This window comes from Streptomyces soli (assembly GCF_003999195.1).
GTDB classification, from domain to species: Bacteria; Actinomycetota; Actinomycetes; order Streptomycetales; family Streptomycetaceae; genus Actinacidiphila; species Actinacidiphila soli.
In genome coordinates this window covers 19,186-38,040 of the sequence record NZ_RJVR01000298.1, presented here as the reverse complement: position 1 = coordinate 38,040, position 18,855 = coordinate 19,186, and the positions used below count along the sequence as shown (strand labels likewise).

At 71.0% G+C, this 18,855-nt stretch carries 12 protein-coding genes; 4 read left to right on the top strand and 8 right to left on the bottom strand.

All coding sequences use genetic code 11. The annotated features are described in order from the left end of the window. Positions 1 to 44 precede the first annotated feature (44 nt). The gene (gene holA / locus EFK10_RS33650; RefSeq protein ID WP_127359439.1) at positions 45 to 1,037 is read right to left on the bottom strand and encodes a DNA polymerase III subunit delta; all 993 of its coding nucleotides are present in this window, start codon (positions 1,035 to 1,037) and stop codon (positions 45 to 47) included. Positions 1,038 to 1,086: 49 nt separating this feature from the next. On the opposite strand from holA, the gene EFK10_RS33645 reads away from it, so the two are divergent. The 3 genes from EFK10_RS33645 (at position 1,087) to EFK10_RS33635 (ending at position 5,826) form a co-directional block, all read left to right on the top strand. Beyond that, a complete protein-coding gene (locus tag EFK10_RS33645) occupies positions 1,087 to 1,332 on the top strand; it encodes a hypothetical protein (protein WP_127359438.1) in 246 nt (81 codons plus the stop codon). A gap of 91 nt (positions 1,333 to 1,423) precedes the next feature. Further along, entirely contained in the window at positions 1,424 to 3,817 is a 2,394-nt protein-coding gene (locus EFK10_RS33640) for a hypothetical protein (protein ID WP_127359437.1), read from the top strand. 590 nt (positions 3,818 to 4,407) lie between these two features. Then, on the top strand, positions 4,408 to 5,826 hold the full coding sequence (locus tag EFK10_RS33635) for an APC family permease (RefSeq protein ID WP_127359436.1): 1,419 nt from the start codon (positions 4,408 to 4,410) through the stop codon (positions 5,824 to 5,826). 64 nt (positions 5,827 to 5,890) lie between these two features. Here EFK10_RS33635 and EFK10_RS33630 read toward each other — a convergent pair whose 3' ends face one another. Further along, on the bottom strand, positions 5,891 to 7,735 hold the full coding sequence (locus tag EFK10_RS33630) for a bifunctional metallophosphatase/5'-nucleotidase (RefSeq protein WP_240677640.1): 1,845 nt from the start codon (positions 7,733 to 7,735) through the stop codon (positions 5,891 to 5,893). Positions 7,736 to 7,891: 156 nt separating this feature from the next. Here EFK10_RS33630 and EFK10_RS33625 point away from each other — a divergent pair, with 156 nt between their 5' ends. Next, positions 7,892 to 8,545 carry a class I SAM-dependent DNA methyltransferase gene (locus EFK10_RS33625; RefSeq protein ID WP_127359435.1) on the top strand — a complete coding sequence of 218 codons (654 nt, stop codon included), beginning with the start codon at positions 7,892 to 7,894 and terminating at the stop codon, positions 8,543 to 8,545. Here the strand turns inward: EFK10_RS33625 and EFK10_RS33620 are convergent. The 6 genes from EFK10_RS33620 to EFK10_RS33595 form a co-directional block, all read right to left on the bottom strand. Continuing rightward, positions 8,538 to 11,045 (bottom strand): ComEC/Rec2 family competence protein, encoded by a 2,508-nt coding sequence (locus EFK10_RS33620; protein ID WP_127359434.1) that lies wholly within the window; start codon positions 11,043 to 11,045, stop codon positions 8,538 to 8,540. The genes EFK10_RS33625 and EFK10_RS33620 overlap by 8 nt on opposite strands. After that, positions 11,042 to 11,695 carry a ComEA family DNA-binding protein gene (locus tag EFK10_RS33615; protein WP_322973441.1) on the bottom strand — a complete coding sequence of 218 codons (654 nt, stop codon included), beginning with the start codon at positions 11,693 to 11,695 and terminating at the stop codon, positions 11,042 to 11,044. Before EFK10_RS33615 ends, EFK10_RS33620 begins: the two co-directional genes overlap by 4 nt. Positions 11,696 to 11,983: 288 nt before the next feature. Continuing rightward, positions 11,984 to 12,829, bottom strand: coding sequence for a DegV family protein (locus EFK10_RS33610; RefSeq protein WP_127359432.1), 846 nt, complete (start codon positions 12,827 to 12,829; stop codon positions 11,984 to 11,986). Between the two features lie 150 nt (positions 12,830 to 12,979). Then, positions 12,980 to 13,585, bottom strand: coding sequence for a hypothetical protein (locus tag EFK10_RS33605; RefSeq protein ID WP_322973440.1), 606 nt, complete (start codon positions 13,583 to 13,585; stop codon positions 12,980 to 12,982). 106 nt (positions 13,586 to 13,691) lie between these two features. Next, a complete protein-coding gene (leuS, locus tag EFK10_RS33600) occupies positions 13,692 to 16,577 on the bottom strand; it encodes a leucine--tRNA ligase (RefSeq protein ID WP_127359431.1) in 2,886 nt (961 codons plus the stop codon). 248 nt (positions 16,578 to 16,825) lie between these two features. Beyond that, a complete protein-coding gene (locus EFK10_RS33595) occupies positions 16,826 to 18,793 on the bottom strand; it encodes a S53 family peptidase (protein ID WP_127359430.1) in 1,968 nt (655 codons plus the stop codon). Positions 18,794 to 18,855 lie beyond the last annotated feature (62 nt).

Below are 18,855 nucleotides of genomic sequence, written 5' to 3'. Positions count from 1 at the left end.
GGCACGGCGGCACCGGCCACCAGCGGCCGGGCGCCGCGCAGCGGTTAGCGCTGGCGGGCGGCCCGGGCGATGGCCACGACGGCCTTCTCGAGGGCGTACGCGGGGTCGGCACCGCCGCCCTTGACGGCGGCGTCGGCCTCGGCGACGGCGCGGAGGGCGGCGGAGACGCCGTCGCCGGTCCAGCCGCGCATCTGCTGGCGTACGCGGTCGATCTTCCAGGGCGGCATGCCCAGCTCGCGGGCCAGGTCGCCCGGCCTGGCGCCGCGCGGGGCGCTCGCGAGCTTGCCGATGGACCGCACGCCCGACGCCAGCGCGAAGGTGATCCCCGGCAGCGGCTGCCCTACCGCCAGCGCCCAGCGCAGCCGCTCCAGCGCCTCCGCCGTCCGCCCGGTCACCGCCAGGTCGGCCACCTCGAAGCCGGTCGCCTCGGCCCGCCCGGTGTAGTAGCGGGCGACGACCGCCACGTCGACCGTGCCATCGACGTCTGCCGCCAACTGGGCGCAGGCACTCGCCAGCTCCCGTAGATCACTGCCGATCGAGTCCACCAGCGCCTGGCACGCCTCCGGCGTCGCCGACCGCCCCAGCGCCCTGAACTCCCCCCGCACAAAGGCCAGCCGGTCCGCCGGCTTCGTCATCTTCGGGCAGGCCACCTCCCGCGCCCCGGCCTTGCGCGCCGCGTCGAGCAAGCCCTTCCCCTTGGCGCCGCCCGCGTGCAGCAGCACCAGCGTGATCTCCTCGACCGGCGCGTCGAGGTACGCCTTCACGTCCTTGACCGTCTCCGCCGACAGATCATGCGCATTCCGTACGACGACGACCTTCCGCTCCGCGAACAGCGACGGGCTCGTCAGCTCCGCCAGCGTCCCCGGCTGCAGGGCCTCCGGCGCCAGATCCCGCACATCCGTGTCCGCGTCGGCGGCCCGCGCGGCCGCCACCACCTGCTGCACTGCCCGTTCGAGCAGCAGATCCTCCTGCCCCACCGCAAGCGTGAGGGGCGCGAGCGGGTCGTCCGCCGCCGTGTTCGCACTGTTCCTGGCCATCGCCGACCAGCATCGCACGACCCTCCGACACCTCGGCCACAATGTCCCGGTGAACGACCTACGCCACCTCCTTGTCCTCCCCGACCGCGACTCCGCCGAAGAAGCCGCCACCGAAGCCGCCACCCGCTTCGCCCTCCCCCACCACCCCCGCCTCCTCCGCGACGCCCTGGCCGGCGAGGACGACGCCGACGACGCCCAGTGGCTCGTCATCATCGAGGACGAGGCCGACGAACTGGACCCGGCAGCCCTGGCCGCGCTCGCGGAGGAGTACGACGGCTGGCGCGAAGCGGAGTAGCAAGCGCAGCGCATCGGTGTGAACCGCCGGGAAAGGCGGTAGAACGTACCCGCCGAAGGCGCAGCCGACGGTGGGACACCGGAGGCTTGTGATGGCCAAAATACGGCTCGCTGCATGGCCTTTGGCGATCCTCGCCCTGGGGTACGGCGCACTCTGGTTCTTCTGGAGGTACGGAAGTTACCCGGCGGACCTCCACGGCCTCTTCGTCTTCCGGAGCGCCACGTGGGGGGACGGCTTGCTGCTCCCGCTCCTGGCGCTCTGCCTGCGCGTCCTGACCGGCCGGCTTCGGGCGACGGCCCCGCAACCTCCGGCGCACCGGCTCCGAGCCGTTGCCGTTGCGGCCGCCCTGGGGGCCGTACTCGGGTCCTCCGTGATCCTTACCTGGTATCTCGACGATCATCCGGGGCTCAACTGGACTAATCCCAGGCCGCATTACTTCGACGCGGCCGGGAAGTGGCACGCGGGGTTCCTGGTTTCCGCGAGCGCGGTCTTCGCGGCGCTGGCCGCGGACCTCGTCGTACACCTCCGGAACGCCGACGCCGGGGCCGTCAGACGGGCGCTGACCTCGTCGTGGGCCTGCGTGGTGCTGGCGTGCATGGCCGGTTATGCGTATCTGGGGGTGCTGGACGGCACGGGCGCGACGGCCGGCGGGAGGGTCTCACTGGCGGTGCTGGCCATCGCCGGGGCCATGGTTGTCGCCGGTCTGTTCTTCGTCAGGGGCGGGGCGAACCTGGCGTACCTCAACACGCTCGTGGTGGCCGCCTTACTCACCGTCTTCACCGTGGTCTTCGCCCTCGCCCATCCCCGTATGGAGGCTCTGACCTACGCCGCCATCGTCAGCGCCACGCTGTCCGGGGTGGGCCTGACCGCGACGAGAACCGCCGGCAGTCACTTGTCCGCCGTGGAAACCCTGGGCGTGTGCGCCCTCTTCGGCTCCACGACGGCGTACGTCTCCACCACGCATTCGGACACCCTCTGGCTTGCCGTGGCGGCGGCGTTCCCCGCGACCGCCGGGGCCGTCGCGCTGCGCTGGCTCCGGGCGAACGTGACGCGTATGCCCCGGCAGTCGCCGCTCACGGGTGAGTACGGGACTGCGGCCGGCATCTCCGCGTGCCTGCTGCTGTGCTCCATGTTCGCCGCCTGGCTCAGTGAGCGGGCGGGGGACGAGTACATCACCGGAGGCTTCATCCTCACGGTCGTGGGGGCGGTGCTGGGCGGCGTCTTCTTCCAGTACTTCAAGAAGGACTTCACCGAGCTGATGCGGATCGAGGGCGATCCGCACCGGCAACCCGGAGACCAGCCCACCCCCGAGCAGCGCGACACCGCGTCGCGGGTGTGGGTCAGGCTCGCCAGTTACAGCGCCTCGGCCTTCTCCGCGATGCTCGTGCTCTCCATATCCCTGGCCCCGGGGCTGGGTTGGCAGGCAGGGGTCACCGGGCTGCCATGGGTCGTCCTGCTCGGTTCCGGAAGCGTCGCGGTTCTGGTCGCGCTCCTGACCGCCCGGGCTCGGACCACCGCGTCCAAGCCGCATCCCCGGGCCCCGGAGCCCAAGCTCGTGCCGACGGTCGCGCAGGCACCGGCCTGGGTGTGCGCCGGCGGCGGCGTGGCCGTCGGCGGCGCGGCGGCCACGGCCATCGCGCGTGATGGCGCTGTCAACGTGCCGGCGGTGGCCCAGGCCGTCATGCTCGCGCTCTTCGCCATGGAGGGCATGCTGGGCAACGGCGTCTGGCTGCACGTCGGAAGGCTGCAGCCGAGTTCCCGCTTCGCCGTAGCGGCCGTCACCGCCGCCGTGGGGCTCACCGGATACTGGTCCCTGACAGGCCTGGTCCGGCCGGGCGGCGCACGCGCCCATCTCGGCTACTCGCTGCTCGCGTGGGCGGTGTGTGCCTTCGTGGTCTTCGTCCTCCTGGTGTCCACCACCGCGGCGGCGTATGTGGCCGGTGGTCGCGCTTACTGGACGGACTATCCCCCGGCCAAGAGCGTGGCGCAGGACGCCTACCTGCTGTCGATCCTCTGGCTGTCGCTCGGCTGGCTTCCGCAGACGGTCCTCACCCATGTCACGGCGTCGGCGACCGAGCGGTGGGCCGCCGTGGGGACTCTGCTAGCCGGGTTCATGCTCACCTTCTGCCCGCCGTTCCTCTGGACGCTGGAGAACAACGACACGCACGTGTGCCGACAGCGCCACGTACGCGGGGCCACCGAGCCCGAATGGCCCAGCTTCACCGACTCCTCCTTCCGCCGGATCGCCGATCTGCCGAGGAGGATCTCCGGGTACTCCGCCGCTGTGGCCGCATCGGCCGACGACGAGGGCGTATGGCCCGATTCATCCGCCGATCCCTCCCCCGACGCCTTCATGGTCAGGCTGAGCGGGCACACCGCCGTCCAGAACTCGATAGCCCTGCTGCTGGCCCTCGTCTCCCTCGTCGGATTCGTCGGGATGACCGCCGGCTTCACGGGTGACCAGCAGGCCGCTCCGCCCCCGTGAGGCTGCGGTCCTAGGTCTCCGAGCCGATGCGCGGCAGCAGCCCGCGTCACTGGCGTCCCGTCGTATGACGTCAGGAACAGGTACAGAAACCGGGACGCGGACGGTGCGGCATCTGCGGGCGTCGGGGTCGGGGCGCGTACGGCTGAGCCTGGGGCATACGCGGGATGTGGTGTTGATCGACGGGACGGCGCGGGTGGTGCGGGGGGAGGAGCTGCCGGAGGGGGTGGGGGACGCGTTCGCGGCGAAGGCGGAGTGGGATCCGCGGGAGGACGGGCCGGGGTATGTGTTCTTTGCGGTGCGGCCGTGGTGGGTGCAGGCGTGGGGGACGTTGTCCGAGATGCGAGACCGGGATCCGATGAGGGAGGGGGCGTGGCTATTCTGATCCGGGAGTGAGTAAATCCGCATTGAATCCGGGGTTTCTTGAGGGTTTGCGGAGACGAAGCGCCTCGCTGCTACGGATTTCGTTGTGCGAGACCTCTTGACGGGTCATTGATGCGCGGGGTTTCATGCCGGGACGGAAGCACACATTCCGTTCGTGTTTCTTTGACCGGAGGCGGTAGCCCCCTCAGCCCGACCCGATCGGATCCCGCATGACCGACACGCTTGACCCCTTGGCGCCCCCGCATTCGCCGCTGGTTCCGCCGATTGAGGCGCCGAAGGCACTGACCCGGTCCATCGGTGTGGTCGGAGGCACGCTGCTGACGCTGTCGTGCCTGACTCCCGCCTCGTCGTTGTTCGTCATCGTGCCGCCGCTGTTCGCGGATCTGGGGACGGGGACGGCCCTGACGATCGTGATCGCCGCGGTGCTGTGTATCGCGGTGGCGTTCTGTTACTCGGAGCTGGGGACGCTGATCCCGAGTGCGGGTGGCGAGTACGCCATGGTGGGCACCCTCGTCGGCCGGCTGGCCGGGTGGGTGGTGTTCGTACTGTCGCTGATCGTGGTGATGATCGTGCCGCCGATCATCGCGCTCGGTACGGGCGAGTATCTGGCGCCGATCGTGCACATCAACGGCCAGGTGGCGGGCGCGGGCGTCATGCTCCTGGCGACCGTGATGGGCCTGCTCGACCTGCGGGCCAACGCCTGGATCACCGGCATCTTCCTCTTCCTGGAGGTCGTCGCGGCCGGCATCGTGGCCTTCCTCGGCTTCTCGCACAGCGCCCGGTCGGCGTCGGTGCTGGTGCACCCGGTGACGGACGCCGGGCACGGGATGAGCTCGGCGGTGACCGCGGGGACGATCATCGCGGGGCTGGCGATCGCGCTCTTCGTGCTGCAGGGCTTCAGCACGGCGGTGTATCTGTCGGAGGAGATGGAGAACCCGAAGCGGACGGTCTCGCGGACGGTGCTGTGGACGCTGGCCATCGGGGCCCTGGTCGTGATCGTCCCGACCATCGCGATCACGCTCGGCGCGCCGGACCTGCACACCCTGGCGGAGGGCAACCTGTCGGCCCTCGTACAGGGCTGGAGCAACTCGGCGGTGGGCACCTTCATCAGCCTGTGCATCGCGCTGGCGATCATCAACGCGGGCATCGTCATGGTGATCCAGAACTCGCGGGTGCTGTACGCCTCGGCGCGCGACCGCGCCTGGCCGAAGCCGGTCAACCGGGCCTTCGGGCGGCTGGGCGGGCGCTTCGGCTCGCCGTGGGTGGCCACCCTGGCGGTGGGTGTGCCGGGTGCGGTGCTGTGCTTCGTACCGGTGGAGACGCTCAGCGGCGTGACGGGCGTGGCGGTGGCCGCGATGTACATCGTCGTGGCGGTGGCGTCGCTGGCGTCGCGGCGCGGGGAACACAAGAAGCGGCAGGCGTGGCGGATGCCGCTGTGGCCGGCGGTGCCGGTGCTGCTGATCGCGGTCCTGGCGTACGTGCTGACCCAGCAGACCACGCGGGACCTGCTGATCACGGGCGGGATCGTGGCGGTGTCGTGCCTGTACTGGCTGCTGTACCTGCGGCCGAAGCGGGAGATGCGCTGGGTGATCTCGGTGCCGGAGGAGGAGCTCGGGCTGGAGGTTTGAGGCCTTGAGGACCGTAAACCTGTAAGGGGCCCGCGCCATGGCGCGGGCCCCTTACGCATGTGGCTTAGAAGACGGGCGTGCCGGCCTGCGTCAGCTTCCAGTTGTCCGTGAAGAAGACGGTCGGGTCGATGGAGCCGGACGCGACCAGGTAGTCGATCAGCAGCTGGCGGATCTCCTGGCCACCGTTGTAGACGATCTCGGCGGTGGAGATCCACGGGTAGCCGCTGCCGCCGGAGGCCCGGTAGTTGTTGACGGCGACGACGAACTCCTGAGCGGGGTCGACGGCCGCGCCGTTGTACTGCAGGTTGGCGATGCGCGAGCCGGAGGCCTGGGCGATGTCGATGTCGTAGGTGACGCCCGAGGCGACGTCGTACGTGTAGTCCCAGCGCGTCGAGCCGCCCGAGGTGCTGTTGGTGAGGGTGGCGGTGTTCACGGCGGTGCCGGCGGGGACCTGGTTGTAGTACGCGGCGGCGAACTCGAGGTAGTCCTTGAGCTGGGCGCCGGTGAGCTTCTTGCCGTACAGGGTGTTGTCGTAGATGTAGAGGCCGGCGATGTCGCGGATGGTGACGTTGCCCGCGGGGATGTCGGCGGTGCGGCTGAAGGGCGCGGCGAAGGAGACGACAGGGAGGGCGGCGTCGGTGCCGCTGAGGCCGGCCTTGACCGCGGCGGCCTGGACGTAGTTGATGAAGTCGATGATCGCCGTGTCCTTCCAGCACGAGTCGACCGCCGACATCTCCTCGGTGCAGGTGCCGATCGTCTGGTTGACGTACGCCACGACCTTGTCGTGGTCCGCCTTGAGCAGCTTGACGATCTCCGGGTCCTCGTCGACAGCGTTGGCCTTGAGCACGTCGGAAGTGACGGAAGTGACCTCCCACTTGCCCTTCGTGAACTCCACCTCGAAGTCGAAGACCGACAGCCGCTTGCCCCAGCAGAAGGGCTCGGACAGGACGACGTCCTTGCCGGTCTTCTCGTTGGTGACCTTGTAGGTGGCGACCTCTACGTGGGTGTGGCCGACCAGGATCGCGTCGATGCCCGGGACCTGCTGGGCGACGAGGTTCGAGGCGTTCTCCACGTACGGCAGCGCGTCACCGTAGGAGGTGGTGCCGTCGAGGCCGGAGTGGTCGGTCAGGAAGACCACGTCGGCGCCGAGCGAGCGCACCTTGGGGACGTACTTCGCCGCCTGCTCGACCAGGCTGGGGAAGACCATCTTGCCGGAGACGTTGTCCTTGTCCCAGATCGCGATGCCGGGGTTGGTCAGGCCGATGATGCCGACCTTGATCGGCGGGCGGCCGGGCACCGGGATGTGCTTGATGACGTAGGGCGGGAAAGCCGGCTTGAGCGTCTTGGCGTTCAGCGCGTTGGCGCCAAGCAGCGGGAACTTGCACTGCTCCTGGAAGGTGCGCAGCAGCGGGATGCCGTAGTTGAACTCGTGGTTGCCCAGCGCCGCCGCGTCGTACCGCATGTGGTTCATGGCCGAGGCCATCGGGTGGATCGGCCCAGGCTTGCCGTTGGCGCCGGTGATCGGGTCGACCTTGGCGTAGTAGTACGCGAGCGAGGTGCCCTGGATGATGTCGCCGGCGTCGACGAGCAGGGTGCGGTGACAGCCCTTCTCCTCGCGGACCTGCTTGACAAGGCTGAAGACCTTCGCCAGGCCTACGTCGTCACTCTTGGAGTCGGTGTACTCCGCGTTCGTGTAGTAGTCCCAGTTGAAGACATGGCTGTGCAGGTCCGTCGTGCCGAGGATCGAGAACGAGTACGTCTTCGGGGCATGCTCGTCCTTCCCGCCGCTCTTCGTCTCGGCGGCGGCCGCCTGCGGCGCGGCGGCGACCACCCCGGCCGTACCGGCCAGGGCGACGCCCGCACCGGTCGCGGCCGAGCGGTTGATGAAGTCTCTGCGGTTTATGGGCACTTACGCCTCCGGGAGCCGGGCCTACGCTATGGGTGTAACGCGCGTAGACTTACACCTCGGCAGGTACTTGCGTAAGCCCTTTTACGTTTCTGGCAGGTCAAGGGAGCATATACGGGGGACTGGTGACGGATAGCTCGGGAAGTACTGTCCTGGACCATGACCGAGCCTTCCTACCTGAGCGCCATTCGGGCCAACTACGACACTGTTGCTGTCGATTACGCCGAACTTCTGAGCGCCGAACTTGCCCGCAGGCCGTTGGAGGGGGCGATGCTTGCCGCGTTCGCCGAGCTGGTGCGGGCTGCGGATCTGGGGGCGGTCGCGGATCTGGGGTGCGGGCCTGGCCGGGTGACGGCGCACCTGGATGCGCTCGGGGTGGACACGTTCGGCGTCGATCTGTCGCTGGGGATGGTCGCGGAGGCGCGGCGGAGGCATCCGGAGCTGCGGTTCGACGAGGGGTCGATAGCCGCCTTGGAGCTGAAGGACGGCGTTCTCGGGGGCATCGTGGCCTGGTACTCCATCATCCACACTCCGCCGGAGCTGTTGGCGGGGGTGTTCGCCGAGTTCCACCGGGTGCTGGCGCCGGGCGGCTACCTACTGCTCGCCTTCAAGGCAGGCGATGAGCGCCGGCACCTGGAACATGCCTATGGGCACCCGATGTCGCTCGACGTCTACTGGATGCCGCCCGGCCACATCGCCGAGTTGCTGAGCCAGGCCGGGTTCGAAGCGCATGCCCGGATGCTGCGCGAACCCGGGAAGGACGAGAAGCAGCCGCAGGCCTTCCTCCTGGTCCGTAAGCCCGTGGCTACCTAGCGGCGGGGCCTATGAGGGCGGCGCTCAGGTGTTGCGGGTTGCCGGTGACGGCGATGGGGCCGTCGGTGTCGGTGCGGAGGACTGTGGCGCCTTGGGCGCGGAGGGCGGCGACGGTGCGGGGAGAGGGGTGGCCGTAGGGGTTGTCGGCGCCGCAGGAGATGAGGGCGAGTCGGGGGCGGAGGCGGGCCAGGAGGGCGGGGTCCTGGTAGGCGGAGCCGTGGTGGGCGACTTTGAGGACGTCGACGCGGGGGAGGTCGGGGACGGCGGCGAGTAGGCGTTGCTGGGCGGCGGGTTCGAGGTCGCCGAGGAGCATGAGGCTGAGCCCGGCTGTGCGGACGAGGAGGGCGATGCTCGCGTCGTTGGGACCGTCGTCGGGGAGGGCGGAGGGGGTCGGTGGCGGCCAGAGGATCTGCCAGTCCAGGGCGGCGAGGCGGCGGTGCTCGCCGGCGGCGGCGCGGATGAGGGGAATGTGGGCGGCGGCTGCCCGGCGGCGTACGAAGGTGGCTTGGCCGGGCGGTTCGTCGAGGGTGGTGGTCTCGATCGCGCCGACCGTGCGGCCGCGCAGGACGCCAGGGAGGCCGTCGACGTGGTCGGCGTGGAAGTGGGTGAGGAGCAGGAGCGGGATGGTGGTGATGCCGAGGGAGCGCAGGCAGCGGTCGGCGAGGGCGGGCTCGGGGCCGGTGTCGATGACGACGGCGGTGCCGGGCCCCGCGGACAGGACCAGGGCGTCGCCCTGACCCACGTCGCACGCGACGAGCCGCCAGCCGGGCGGCGGCCAACCGGTGAGGCTTCTGGGTAGCGGGGCGGGACGCAGGACGGCCAGCAGGAGCAGCAGCACGGCGGCCGCGCACAGCCACGGGTGCCGCAGCAGGCGCCGGCCTAGGAGGACGCCGGTCACTGTGAGCGCCGCGAGCAGGGCAGCGCCCGTCCAGCTGCCGGGCCAGTCGACGGTGGCGCCGGGCAGCCCGGCGCCGTGGCGGGCGACGGCGGCGATCCAGGACGTGGGCCAACCGGCCAGCCAGGAAAGGGCCTTGGCGGCGGGCATGGCGACCGGGGCCGCCGCGAGCGCCGCGAAGCCGAGCACCGTGGCGGGGGCGACAGCGAGTTCGGCCAGCAGATTGCATGGCACCGCGACCAGGCTGACGTGCGCGGCCAGCACCGCAACCACGGGCGCGCACGCCGCCTGCGCGGAGGCCGCCGCCGCGAGCACCTCCGCGAGGCGGGGCGGCACCCGGCGGCGCTGGAGGGCGGCACTCCAGACCGGGGCGACGGTGAGCAGGGCGCCCGTGGCAAGGACGGAGAGCAGGAAGCCGTACGAGCGGGCCAGCCACGGGTCGTAGAGCAGCAGCAGGAGGACGGCCGCCGCCAGGGCCGGGATCAACGAGCGCCGGCGGCCGGTGGCGATGGCCAGCAGCGTGATCAGGCCGCACGCGGCGGCCCGCAGCACGCTCGGGTCCGGGCGGCAGACGATCACGAAGGCGGTCGTGAGCACGCCGCCCAGCACGGCCGTCGCCCGGAGTGGGATGCCGAGGCGGGGTGCCAGGCCGCCTCGTTCGGCGAGGATGGCGGTGCCGGGCGGCCCGATGAGCAGTATCAGGATGATCGCGAGGTTCGAGCCGGATACGGCGGTGAGGTGCGTCAGGTCGGTGGCCTCGAACGCGTCATGCAGTTCGGGTGTGAGGCGGGAGGTGTCCCCGACGACGAGGCCGGGCAGCAGCGCGCGGGCGTCGGACGGGAGGCCGTCGGTGGCCCTGCGCAGGCCCTCGCGCAGGCCGCCCGCCGTGCGCTGCACGGACGTCGGCGACCGGGTCACCCGGGGCAGACCATGCACGGACAGCACGGCGGCCACACGGTCGCCCGGGCTGGCCGGCGAGGCCAGCCGGGCATCGACGGTGACGTGGGTGGACGGCAGCAATCGCAGCCAGGACCCCGCCGGCCGGTCCCCGATGACCAGCACCGGCGTACGTACCACCGCCGTGCTGCCGTACGCCGTGACGCGCACAGCCTCGGCCTCCACCATCGCCGCCGCCGGCGCCCGTGCCGCCCCCCGGACCCGGGGGCGGATGGTGCGGGCGTCCCCGGTGAGCCTCAACTCCACCGTGGCGCGGGCATGTTCGGCGGCAAGGGCGGGCACCGGCCCCCGGTGGAGGTCCGCCGCGTGCAGGGCGGCGACACCACCGGTCGCCGCCGCGCAGAGCAGGACGGTGACAGCTGCGACCCCCGATCGCCGTAAAACAGCCGGGTGGCCGGCGTGGGCGCGGCGCCGCCGCAGCGTGAGCGCAAGCAGCGCCATGGCCAGGGCCACGGCCGACGCGCAGGCTGCGGCCGCCACTCCCCCCGGCGCGCCGAGCGCCCACGCGGCGGTGAGCCAGGAGGCGAGGGCGGGCGGTACGAGGCGAAGGTCGGGCGGGGCGTCCTGGTGGGGGTTGGAGGCGCCACGTGGTGAGGCGGCGGTGGCGTGGACGGCGCGACGGACGGGCTGGGTTGGCGGCGCGGTCATGGGGTGACCAGGGGCTTCAGATCCACGAAGCGGCGGTCGCCGATGCCGGTGACTTCGTTGAGCTGGTCGATGGAGGTGAACCCGCCGTGCTGGGTGCGGTAGTCGATGATGTGCTTGGCGAGGACCGGGCCCACGCCCGGCAGGGTCTCCAACTGCTCCGGGGTGGCGGTGCTCAGGCTGATGGGGGCGGTCGGGCCCGGTGCGCTGCCGGACGGGCCGGGCGCCGGGCCATTGGCCGGGGCGCCGACGACGACTTGTTCCCCGTCGGCCAGGACGCGCGCGAGGTTCAGGCCGCTCGTGTCCGCGCCGGGGAGCGCCCCGCCCGCCGCCTTGACCGCGTCCGCGACGCGGGAACCGGCCGGCAGCTTCCGTACCCCCGGTCTGCGGACCTTGCCGGCGACGTCGACGACCACACCGCTGGACGCCCTCGCCCCGGCCACAACCGGCGGCCCCGGCGACGGCACCGGCCGAGGCACGCCCGCCGCCGAGCCTGCCGCCGACACCCGCGGCACCGCCACCGTCTCCGGCCGCCCCGCCCAGAAGTGATAGGCCGCGAAGCAGACCGCCGCGACCAGCACCACCGCCAACGCCGCCACGGTCTTCGGCTCCACCCCGCAGCGCACGTACAGCCACCCGCGCACCCGGGCCACAACCCCCGGCGCCTCGGGCGGTGGTCCACCCACAGCCGCAGGAGCAGGTGTTAAGGCCGCAGGCACAACGGCCTCAGGCCCAGGCCCAGGCCCAGGATCGAACAGCGCGGCCGCGCGGTCGAGGAGCAGAGAGCCAGGGCGAGGCCGTTTGGCGCGGAGTGCGGTGAAAGATGCCATGCAGCTGACGTTAGAGAAGCCCCAGCCACAAAGATGATCTTGGCCAACCCCTGTGGACAACTCGACGGCTGGATAACTCCCGGCAACAACTCCCCCGCACCGGCCCCCGGTTCAGTGCGGCGAGACGACCGCTCCCAGCAGCCCCGGCCCCGTGTGCGCACCGATCACCGCGCCGACCTCGCTGACCACGAGGCTCTCCAGCCCGGGCACACGCTCCCGCAGCCGGTCGGCGAGGACGGCCGCGCGGTCGGCGGAGGCGAGGTGGTGGACGGCGATGTCGACCCGCCGCGTGCCGGCCCTCTCGACCACGATCTCCTCCAGCCGGGCGACGGCCTTGGAGGCGGTGCGGACCTTCTCCATGAGCTGGATGCGGCCCTCCATCAGCTGAAGCAGCGGCTTGACGGCCAGCGCCGACCCCAGCAGCGCCTGCGCGGCCCCGATCCGGCCGCCGCGCCGCAGATAGTCGAGGGTGTCGACGTAGAAGTACGCGGACGTGTCCGAGGCCCGCTTCTCCGCCGCCGCCACGATGTCGTCGGCGGAGCCGCCGGCCTCTCCCGCCTCCGCCGCGCTCAGCACAGGGAAGCCCAGGGCCATCGCGACCATCCCGGTGTCCACGACCCGCACCGGGACGGAAGCATCCCCCGCCGCCAACAGCGCGGCGTCGTACGTGCCGGAGAACTCGGCCGACAGATGCAGGGAGACGATGGCGTCGGCGCCCGCCTCCACCGCCGCCCGGTACGCGGCGGCGAACTCCTCAGGGCTGGGCCGGGACGTGGTCACCGGTTTGCGTCGCTGCAGCGCCCGCGCGACGGCCGGGGCGGAGACCTCGGTGCCCTCTTCCAACGCCTCGTCGCCGATCACCACCGCGAGCGGCACCACGGTGATCCGGTGCCTGGCCAGGGCCTCCTGCGGCAGGTAGGCCGTGGAATCGGTGACGATAGCGACATGGGACGACATGTGCGGGAGGTTACCCGTGGGCGGGGGCCGAGGACAGTACGGCCCCGCCGGATCACCCCAAGACTCCGCCGGGATCAGCCAAAACCCCGTCAAGATCAGCCCAGGCCCCGCCCTGATCAGCCCAGGCCCCGCCCTGATCAGCCAACCCGATCAGCCAAGACGCTTCGCCTCGGTGCCCGCTTCCGGGGCCTTCATGCCCTGCTCCGGGGCCTCCCGCGCCCAGTGCCGCAGCGCCCCCGCCTCGACGTCGACGTCGCGGCCCAGCGCCGCGAGGTCGTCGTCGGCGAACTGCCGGGCGCGGTCCTGGGCGGCCCAGCGCAGCGAGTCCGCGGAGTGGGTGATGCGCCGGGTACGTTCCTCGAGTTCGGGGAGCCGAGCGGCGATACGCCCACGGTCGGGCTCGCGCTCCAGCAGCCTCAGCTCGCCGTCGAGTTGCTTGGCGTGGCCGCGAAGCCTGGTCAGCAGCCCCACGGCCTCGGTGAGCGAGGGATCGGACACCGCCTCCGACTCCAGCGCCTCCCGGGTGCTGACGATCGACGTGCGCAGCGAGAGCCGCAGCTCCGCGAGCTGCCCCGCCGGCCCCGGCTGGGCGTAGCTACGGGCCCGCAGCGTGGTGTCCTCGACCATCCGGCGGGCCTGCAGACCGGTGCGCTCGACCCCGCGTTTCACGGCCCGCACCGTCTTCACCGTGGCGACGACGCCGAGGGTCACGAAAGAGGCGAAGAGGAGCAGGATCACGGCGACGGCGATTTCCACGACGGCTCCTCTGCTCGGTGGACTACGTCCACCGTAAACGCACAGGGCAGGCCGGGGGTTCCGGGAGAACCCCCAACCTGCCCCTAAGGGTTACATCGTCAGGGCGTCAGCCGGTCACGATGTTGACCAGCTTCGGCGCCCGTACGATCACCTTGCGAATGTCCGCCCCGCCCAGCGCCGCCACGACCGCCGGATCGGCCAGCGCCTGGGCCTCCAGGTCGGCGTCGGCGATGGTCGGCGGGACCTCCAGGCGGGCCTTGACCTTGCCCTTGATCTGGACGACGCAGGTCACGGACTCGTCCTGGACCAGCGCCGGGTCGGCGACGGGCAGGTCGGTGTGGGCCAGCGAGCCGGTGTGGCCCAGCCGGCGCCACAGCTCCTCGGCGATGTGCGGGGCCAGCGGCGCGATCAGCAGCACCAGTGGCTCGGCGACCGAGCGCGGCACCGGGCCGCCGGCCTTGGTCAGGTGGTTGTTCAGCTCGGTGATCTTGGCGATGGCGGTGTTGAAGCGCAGCCCGGCCAGGTCGCCCCGCACCCCGTCGATCGTCTTGTGCAGCGCGCGCAGCGTTGCCTCGTCCGGCTCGGCATCGGTGACGGTGACTTCGCCGGTCGTCTCGTCGACGACGTTGCGCCACAGCCGCTGCAGCAGCCGGTACTGGCCGACGACGGCCCGGGTGTCCCACGGCCTCGACACGTCCAGCGGGCCCATCGCCATCTCGTACAGGCGCAGCGTGTCGGCACCGTACTCGGCGCAGATCTCGTCCGGCGTGACGGCGTTCTTCAGCGACTTGCCCATCTTGCCCAGCTCGCGCTTCACGGGCTGGCCCTGCCAGCGGTACTGGCCGCCCAGCTCCTCGACCTCGGCGGCCGGGACCGGGAAGCCCCTGCTGTCGCGGTAGACGTACGCCTGGATCATGCCCTGGTTGAACAGCTTGTGGAACGGTTCGACGGAGGACACGTACCCCAGGTCGTGCAGCACCTTGGACCAGAAGCGGGCGTACAGCAGGTGCAGGACGGCGTGCTCGGCGCCGCCGACGTACAGGTCGACGCCGCCGTGCGGCTGACCCTCGCGCGGCCCCATCCAGTACTGCTCGATCTCGGGGTCGACCAGACGCTGGTCGTTGTGCGGGTCCAGGTAGCGCAGCTCGTACCAGCAGGAGCCCGCCCAGTTGGGCATGGTGTTGGTCTCGCGGCGGTAGCGCTTGACCCCGTCACCCAGGTCCAGCTCGACGTTGACCCAGTCCTCGTTCCGCGAGAGCGGGGTCTCGGGCTCGGTGTCGGCGTCGTCCGGGTCGAAGGTGCGCGGCGAGTAGTCCTCGACCTCGGGCAGCTCCAGCGGCAGCATCGACTCGGGCAGGGCGTGGGCGACGCCGTCCTCGTCGTAGACGATCGGGAAGGGCTCACCCCAGTAGCGCTGGCGGCTGAACAGCCAGTCGCGCAGCCGGAAGTTGACGGTCCCCTCGCCGATGCCGCGCTCCTCCAGGTACGCGATGATCCGGCGCTTGGCCTCGGCGACGTCCAGGCCGTTCAGGTCGATCTCGTCGTTCGCGGAGTTGATCGCCGGGCCCTGGCCGGTGTAGGCCTCGCCCTCCCAGCCCTCGGGGGGCTGGACGGTCCGTACGATCGGCAGCTCGAAGACGGTCGCGAACTCCCAGTCGCGCTCGTCCTGACCGGGGACGGCCATGATCGCGCCGGTGCCGTAGCCCATCAGGACGTAGTCGGCGACAAAGACCGGGATCTTCTCCCCGTTGACCGGGTTTACCGCGTACGCGCCGCTGAAGACGCCGGTCTTGTTCTTGCCCTCGGTCTGCCGCTCGACGTCCGACTTGGCGGCCGCCTGCTTGCGGTACGCCTCCACGGCCTCCGCCGGGGTGTTCGCGCCGCCCGTCCAGGCCTCGCGGGTGCCCTCGGGCCAGGTGGCCGGGACGACGGTGTCGATCAGGGGGTGCTCGGGGGCCAGCACCATGTAGGTGGCGCCGAACAGGGTGTCGGGGCGGGTCGTGAAGACGGTGATCTTCTCGTCGCGGCCGTCCATGGCGAAGTCGACGCGCGCGCCCTCGGATCGCCCGATCCAGTTGCGCTGCTGCAGCTTGATCGCCTCGGGCCAGTCCAGGGCGTCAAGGTCGCTCAGCAGGCGGTCGGCGTAGGCGGTGATGCGCATCATCCACTGGCGCAGGTTGGCCTTGAAGACCGGGAAGTTGCCGCGCTCGGAGCGGCCATCGGCGGTGACCTCCTCGTTGGCCAGCACGGTGCCCAGGCCGGGGCACCAGTTGACCGGCGACTGGGAGGAGTACGCCAGCCGGTAGTCGCCCAGCACCGCCTCGCGCTCGGCGACGGTCAGCTCGGCCCACGGGCGGCCTCCCCCAGAGCCTTCGGCCTGGGAGGTGCCCCCAGGGGTCGGGCGCGAGCCGTCGGCGAAGGCCGCGATCAGCTCGGAGATCGGGCGGGCCCGGTCGGCTTCCTCGTCGTACCAGGAGTTGTAGATCTGCAGGAAGATCCACTGGGTCCACTTGTAGTAGTCGGGGTCGATCGTCGCGAACGACCGCCGGGTGTCGTGGCCCAGGCCCAGCCGGCGCAGCTGGCGCTGCATGTTCTTGATGTTGGCCTCGGTGGAGGTCCTGGGGTGGGTGCCGGTCTGCACCGCGTACTGCTCGGCGGGCAGGCCGAAGGCGTCGAAGCCCAGGGTGTGCAGCACATTGTGGCCGGTCATGCGCTGGAAGCGGGCGAAGACGTCGGTGGCGATGTAGCCCAGGGGGTGGCCGACGTGCAGTCCCGCGCCCGAGGGATACGGGAACATGTCCATGACGAAGGCCTTGGGCTTGGCCAGCTCGCCGTCGCCGGCCAGGTCACCGGTGGGGTTCGGGGCGGCGAAGGTCTGGTCCGCCTCCCAGAAGTCCTGCCAGCGGCTCTCGATCTCGGCGGCCAGCTCGGCCGTGTAGCGGTGGGGCGCAGCCGTCTCGGCGGCGGAGGGGGTGGAGGTGGTCTCGCTCATCGTCCTCGGTGCTCCATCGATGTCATGACGGCCTGCGGCCCGTCCGTGCGGTCATCTGCCTGCGGAAATGAAAAAGCCCCTCACACAGGAGGGGGCGCCGCACTGACATGGGTCCTGGTCAGCGCGGCTCGCTAAGCAGAAGGTGTACGGCACGCATGCGCTCAGGTTACCGCAGAGCGGGAAGGGCCCGCACCGAGGTGTGAAACCCCGGTGCGAGCCCGACCCTGCCGTCAGTGGTGACGGCCGCCCTACCGTGCGAACGACTTCAGGTAGCCGTTCGCCGGGCTGCCGACGCCGGTGGCGTCGTCGTAGCCGACGACCGCGGACAGCGAGCTGTCCCGGCCGAGGCTGCGCAGCGAGGTGATGGTGCCGCCGCTGGCGTCGAAGCCGTTGGCGTAGTCCACCCGGACCACGGCGAACCGCTTGCCCGCACCCAGCGGGAAGTCGGTCACGTCGTGGTACGCCGCCGTGCCGTACTTGTTGTAGATCGACGGGTTGGCGAAGCCGATCGGCACGCCGCCCTGCGCCTGCTGCGCCAGCGCCTGGATGGCCGCGAAGACCGGCGAGGCGAGCGAGGTGCCGCCGATGCGGTACTCGCTGTACTGGATCGAGCCGTCGGGGAAGGTCTGGCTCTGTCCGACCAGGAAGCCGGTCTGCGGGTCACCCACGGCCGAGACGTCCGGGACGACACGCTGCTTGGTGTGGCCCCTGTTGGCCAGGGCCAGCGAGTCCGGCACGACGCCGCGCTGGTAGAACGGCTGGTCGTAGATCTTGCTGGTGCCGCCGCCACCACCGTACGAGTACGTGCCGGGCAGCGAGGCCCAGCTGCTGCCGTCCGAGGACAGCAGCGACTTGGTGGTGCCCCAGCTGGTTTCCCAGTTGTACGTGTTGCTCTTGCCGACCGCCAGCGAGGTGCCGCCGACCGCGGTGACCCACGGGGAGTTGGCGGGGGCGTCGACCTGCTTCACACCGGTGTTGGCGAGCTCGTCACCGTTGTCACCGGAGGAGAAGTAGAAGCCGATGCCCTCGACCGCGCCCTGCTGGAAGATCTGGTCGTACGCGGCGGCCAGATCGGGGGTGTCGTACTGCTCGGCCTCGCCCCACGAGTTGGTGACGATGTCGGCCAGGCGGTTGTCGACGACCTTGCTCAGCGCGTCGAGCAGGTCGTTGTCGGTGCACGACGAGGCACCGACATAGGTGATGTCGGCCTTCGGCGCGACACCGTGCACGGCCTCGACGTCGAGGGTCTCCTCGCCGTACCAGCCGGCCGCGTCGCACTCGTCGGCGCCGGTGTACTGATACGAGGAGGGCAGGACCTGGGTGAGCTGGCCCTTGCTGTAGGCGGCATCGCCGTTCTTGGCCGCGTAGGTCTTCGCGTCCTTGGCGATGTACGGCGAGGCGAAGGCGTCGGTGATGGCGACAGTGACGCCCTTACCGGTGTTGCCCTCCGTCGCACCGTACGCGCCACGCAGCTGCGTGCCGGTGTAGCCCTTGACCGCGTACGGCTGCTTGGAGCCATAGGCGGACGGCAGGCTGCTGGCGGTGTTGGAGCCGTAGTACGAGGAGAACGGCCCGGAGTTCTTGAAGACCGCGCTCGGGTCCGGCAGCGTCGTGTCGTCGTGCTTGACCACGTGCGGGGCGTTGTCCAGACCGGTCACGGTGAGAACCGCGCCGTTCAGGGACGCCGGCGCGGAGGCGGTCTTCGAGGGCGCGCGGTAGGTCTTGCTGCCCTTCTGGTAGTTGTGCAGCGAGGTGCTGAACGCCTTCTCGGCGGCCGCGACGTCACCGGTGACCGTCACGTAGTGGGACGCGGTCCCGGTGACCGTCAGCCCGGAGGACTTCAGCCACGACGTGACCTCGGCCACCTGCTGCTTGGTGGTGCCGAAGCGGGCATCGGCCTGCTTCGCGGTGAGGAACTTGCCGTACAGAGCCGAACTCGGGTCGGACACGGCCTTGGCGTAGGCCGCGAGCCCAGCGGCGTCGCGCCCGGCGAAGTAGACCCGGGCGGAGACCTTGCTGGAGTCGGCGGTGGTGCCCTTGTCGGCCTTGGCCGTCGCCCATGCGGGCTTGGTGCCGGTCAGCGCGTCACGGGACGCGCTGCCGGTGTCGGCCTGGGCGACGGTGGGTATGCCCATCGCCAGCGCGCCGGCGACCAGCGGCAGCGACGCCGCCAAGGCCAGCCCGGTGCGCCGTTTTCTGGAGCGTGAAGAGCTCATCAAACCCCCTGCGAGACGATCGTCAGGGCGTCACTCTTACGGTGAACTGTTCATGCCAGAGG

Coding starts and splice junctions, on each gene's coding strand:
- holA (WP_127359439.1), bottom strand. CDS start 1,037: ATGGCCAGGAACAGTGCGAACACGGCGGCGGACGACCCGCTCGCGCCC.
- EFK10_RS33640 (WP_127359437.1), top strand. CDS start 1,424: ATGGCCAAAATACGGCTCGCTGCATGGCCTTTGGCGATCCTCGCCCTG.
- EFK10_RS33635 (WP_127359436.1), top strand. CDS start 4,408: ATGACCGACACGCTTGACCCCTTGGCGCCCCCGCATTCGCCGCTGGTT.
- EFK10_RS33625 (WP_127359435.1), top strand. CDS start 7,892: ATGACCGAGCCTTCCTACCTGAGCGCCATTCGGGCCAACTACGACACT.
- EFK10_RS33620 (WP_127359434.1), bottom strand. CDS start 11,045: ATGACCGCGCCGCCAACCCAGCCCGTCCGTCGCGCCGTCCACGCCACC.
- EFK10_RS33610 (WP_127359432.1), bottom strand. CDS start 12,829: ATGTCGTCCCATGTCGCTATCGTCACCGATTCCACGGCCTACCTGCCG.
- leuS (WP_127359431.1), bottom strand. CDS start 16,577: ATGAGCGAGACCACCTCCACCCCCTCCGCCGCCGAGACGGCTGCGCCC.
- EFK10_RS33595 (WP_127359430.1), bottom strand. CDS start 18,793: ATGAGCTCTTCACGCTCCAGAAAACGGCGCACCGGGCTGGCCTTGGCG.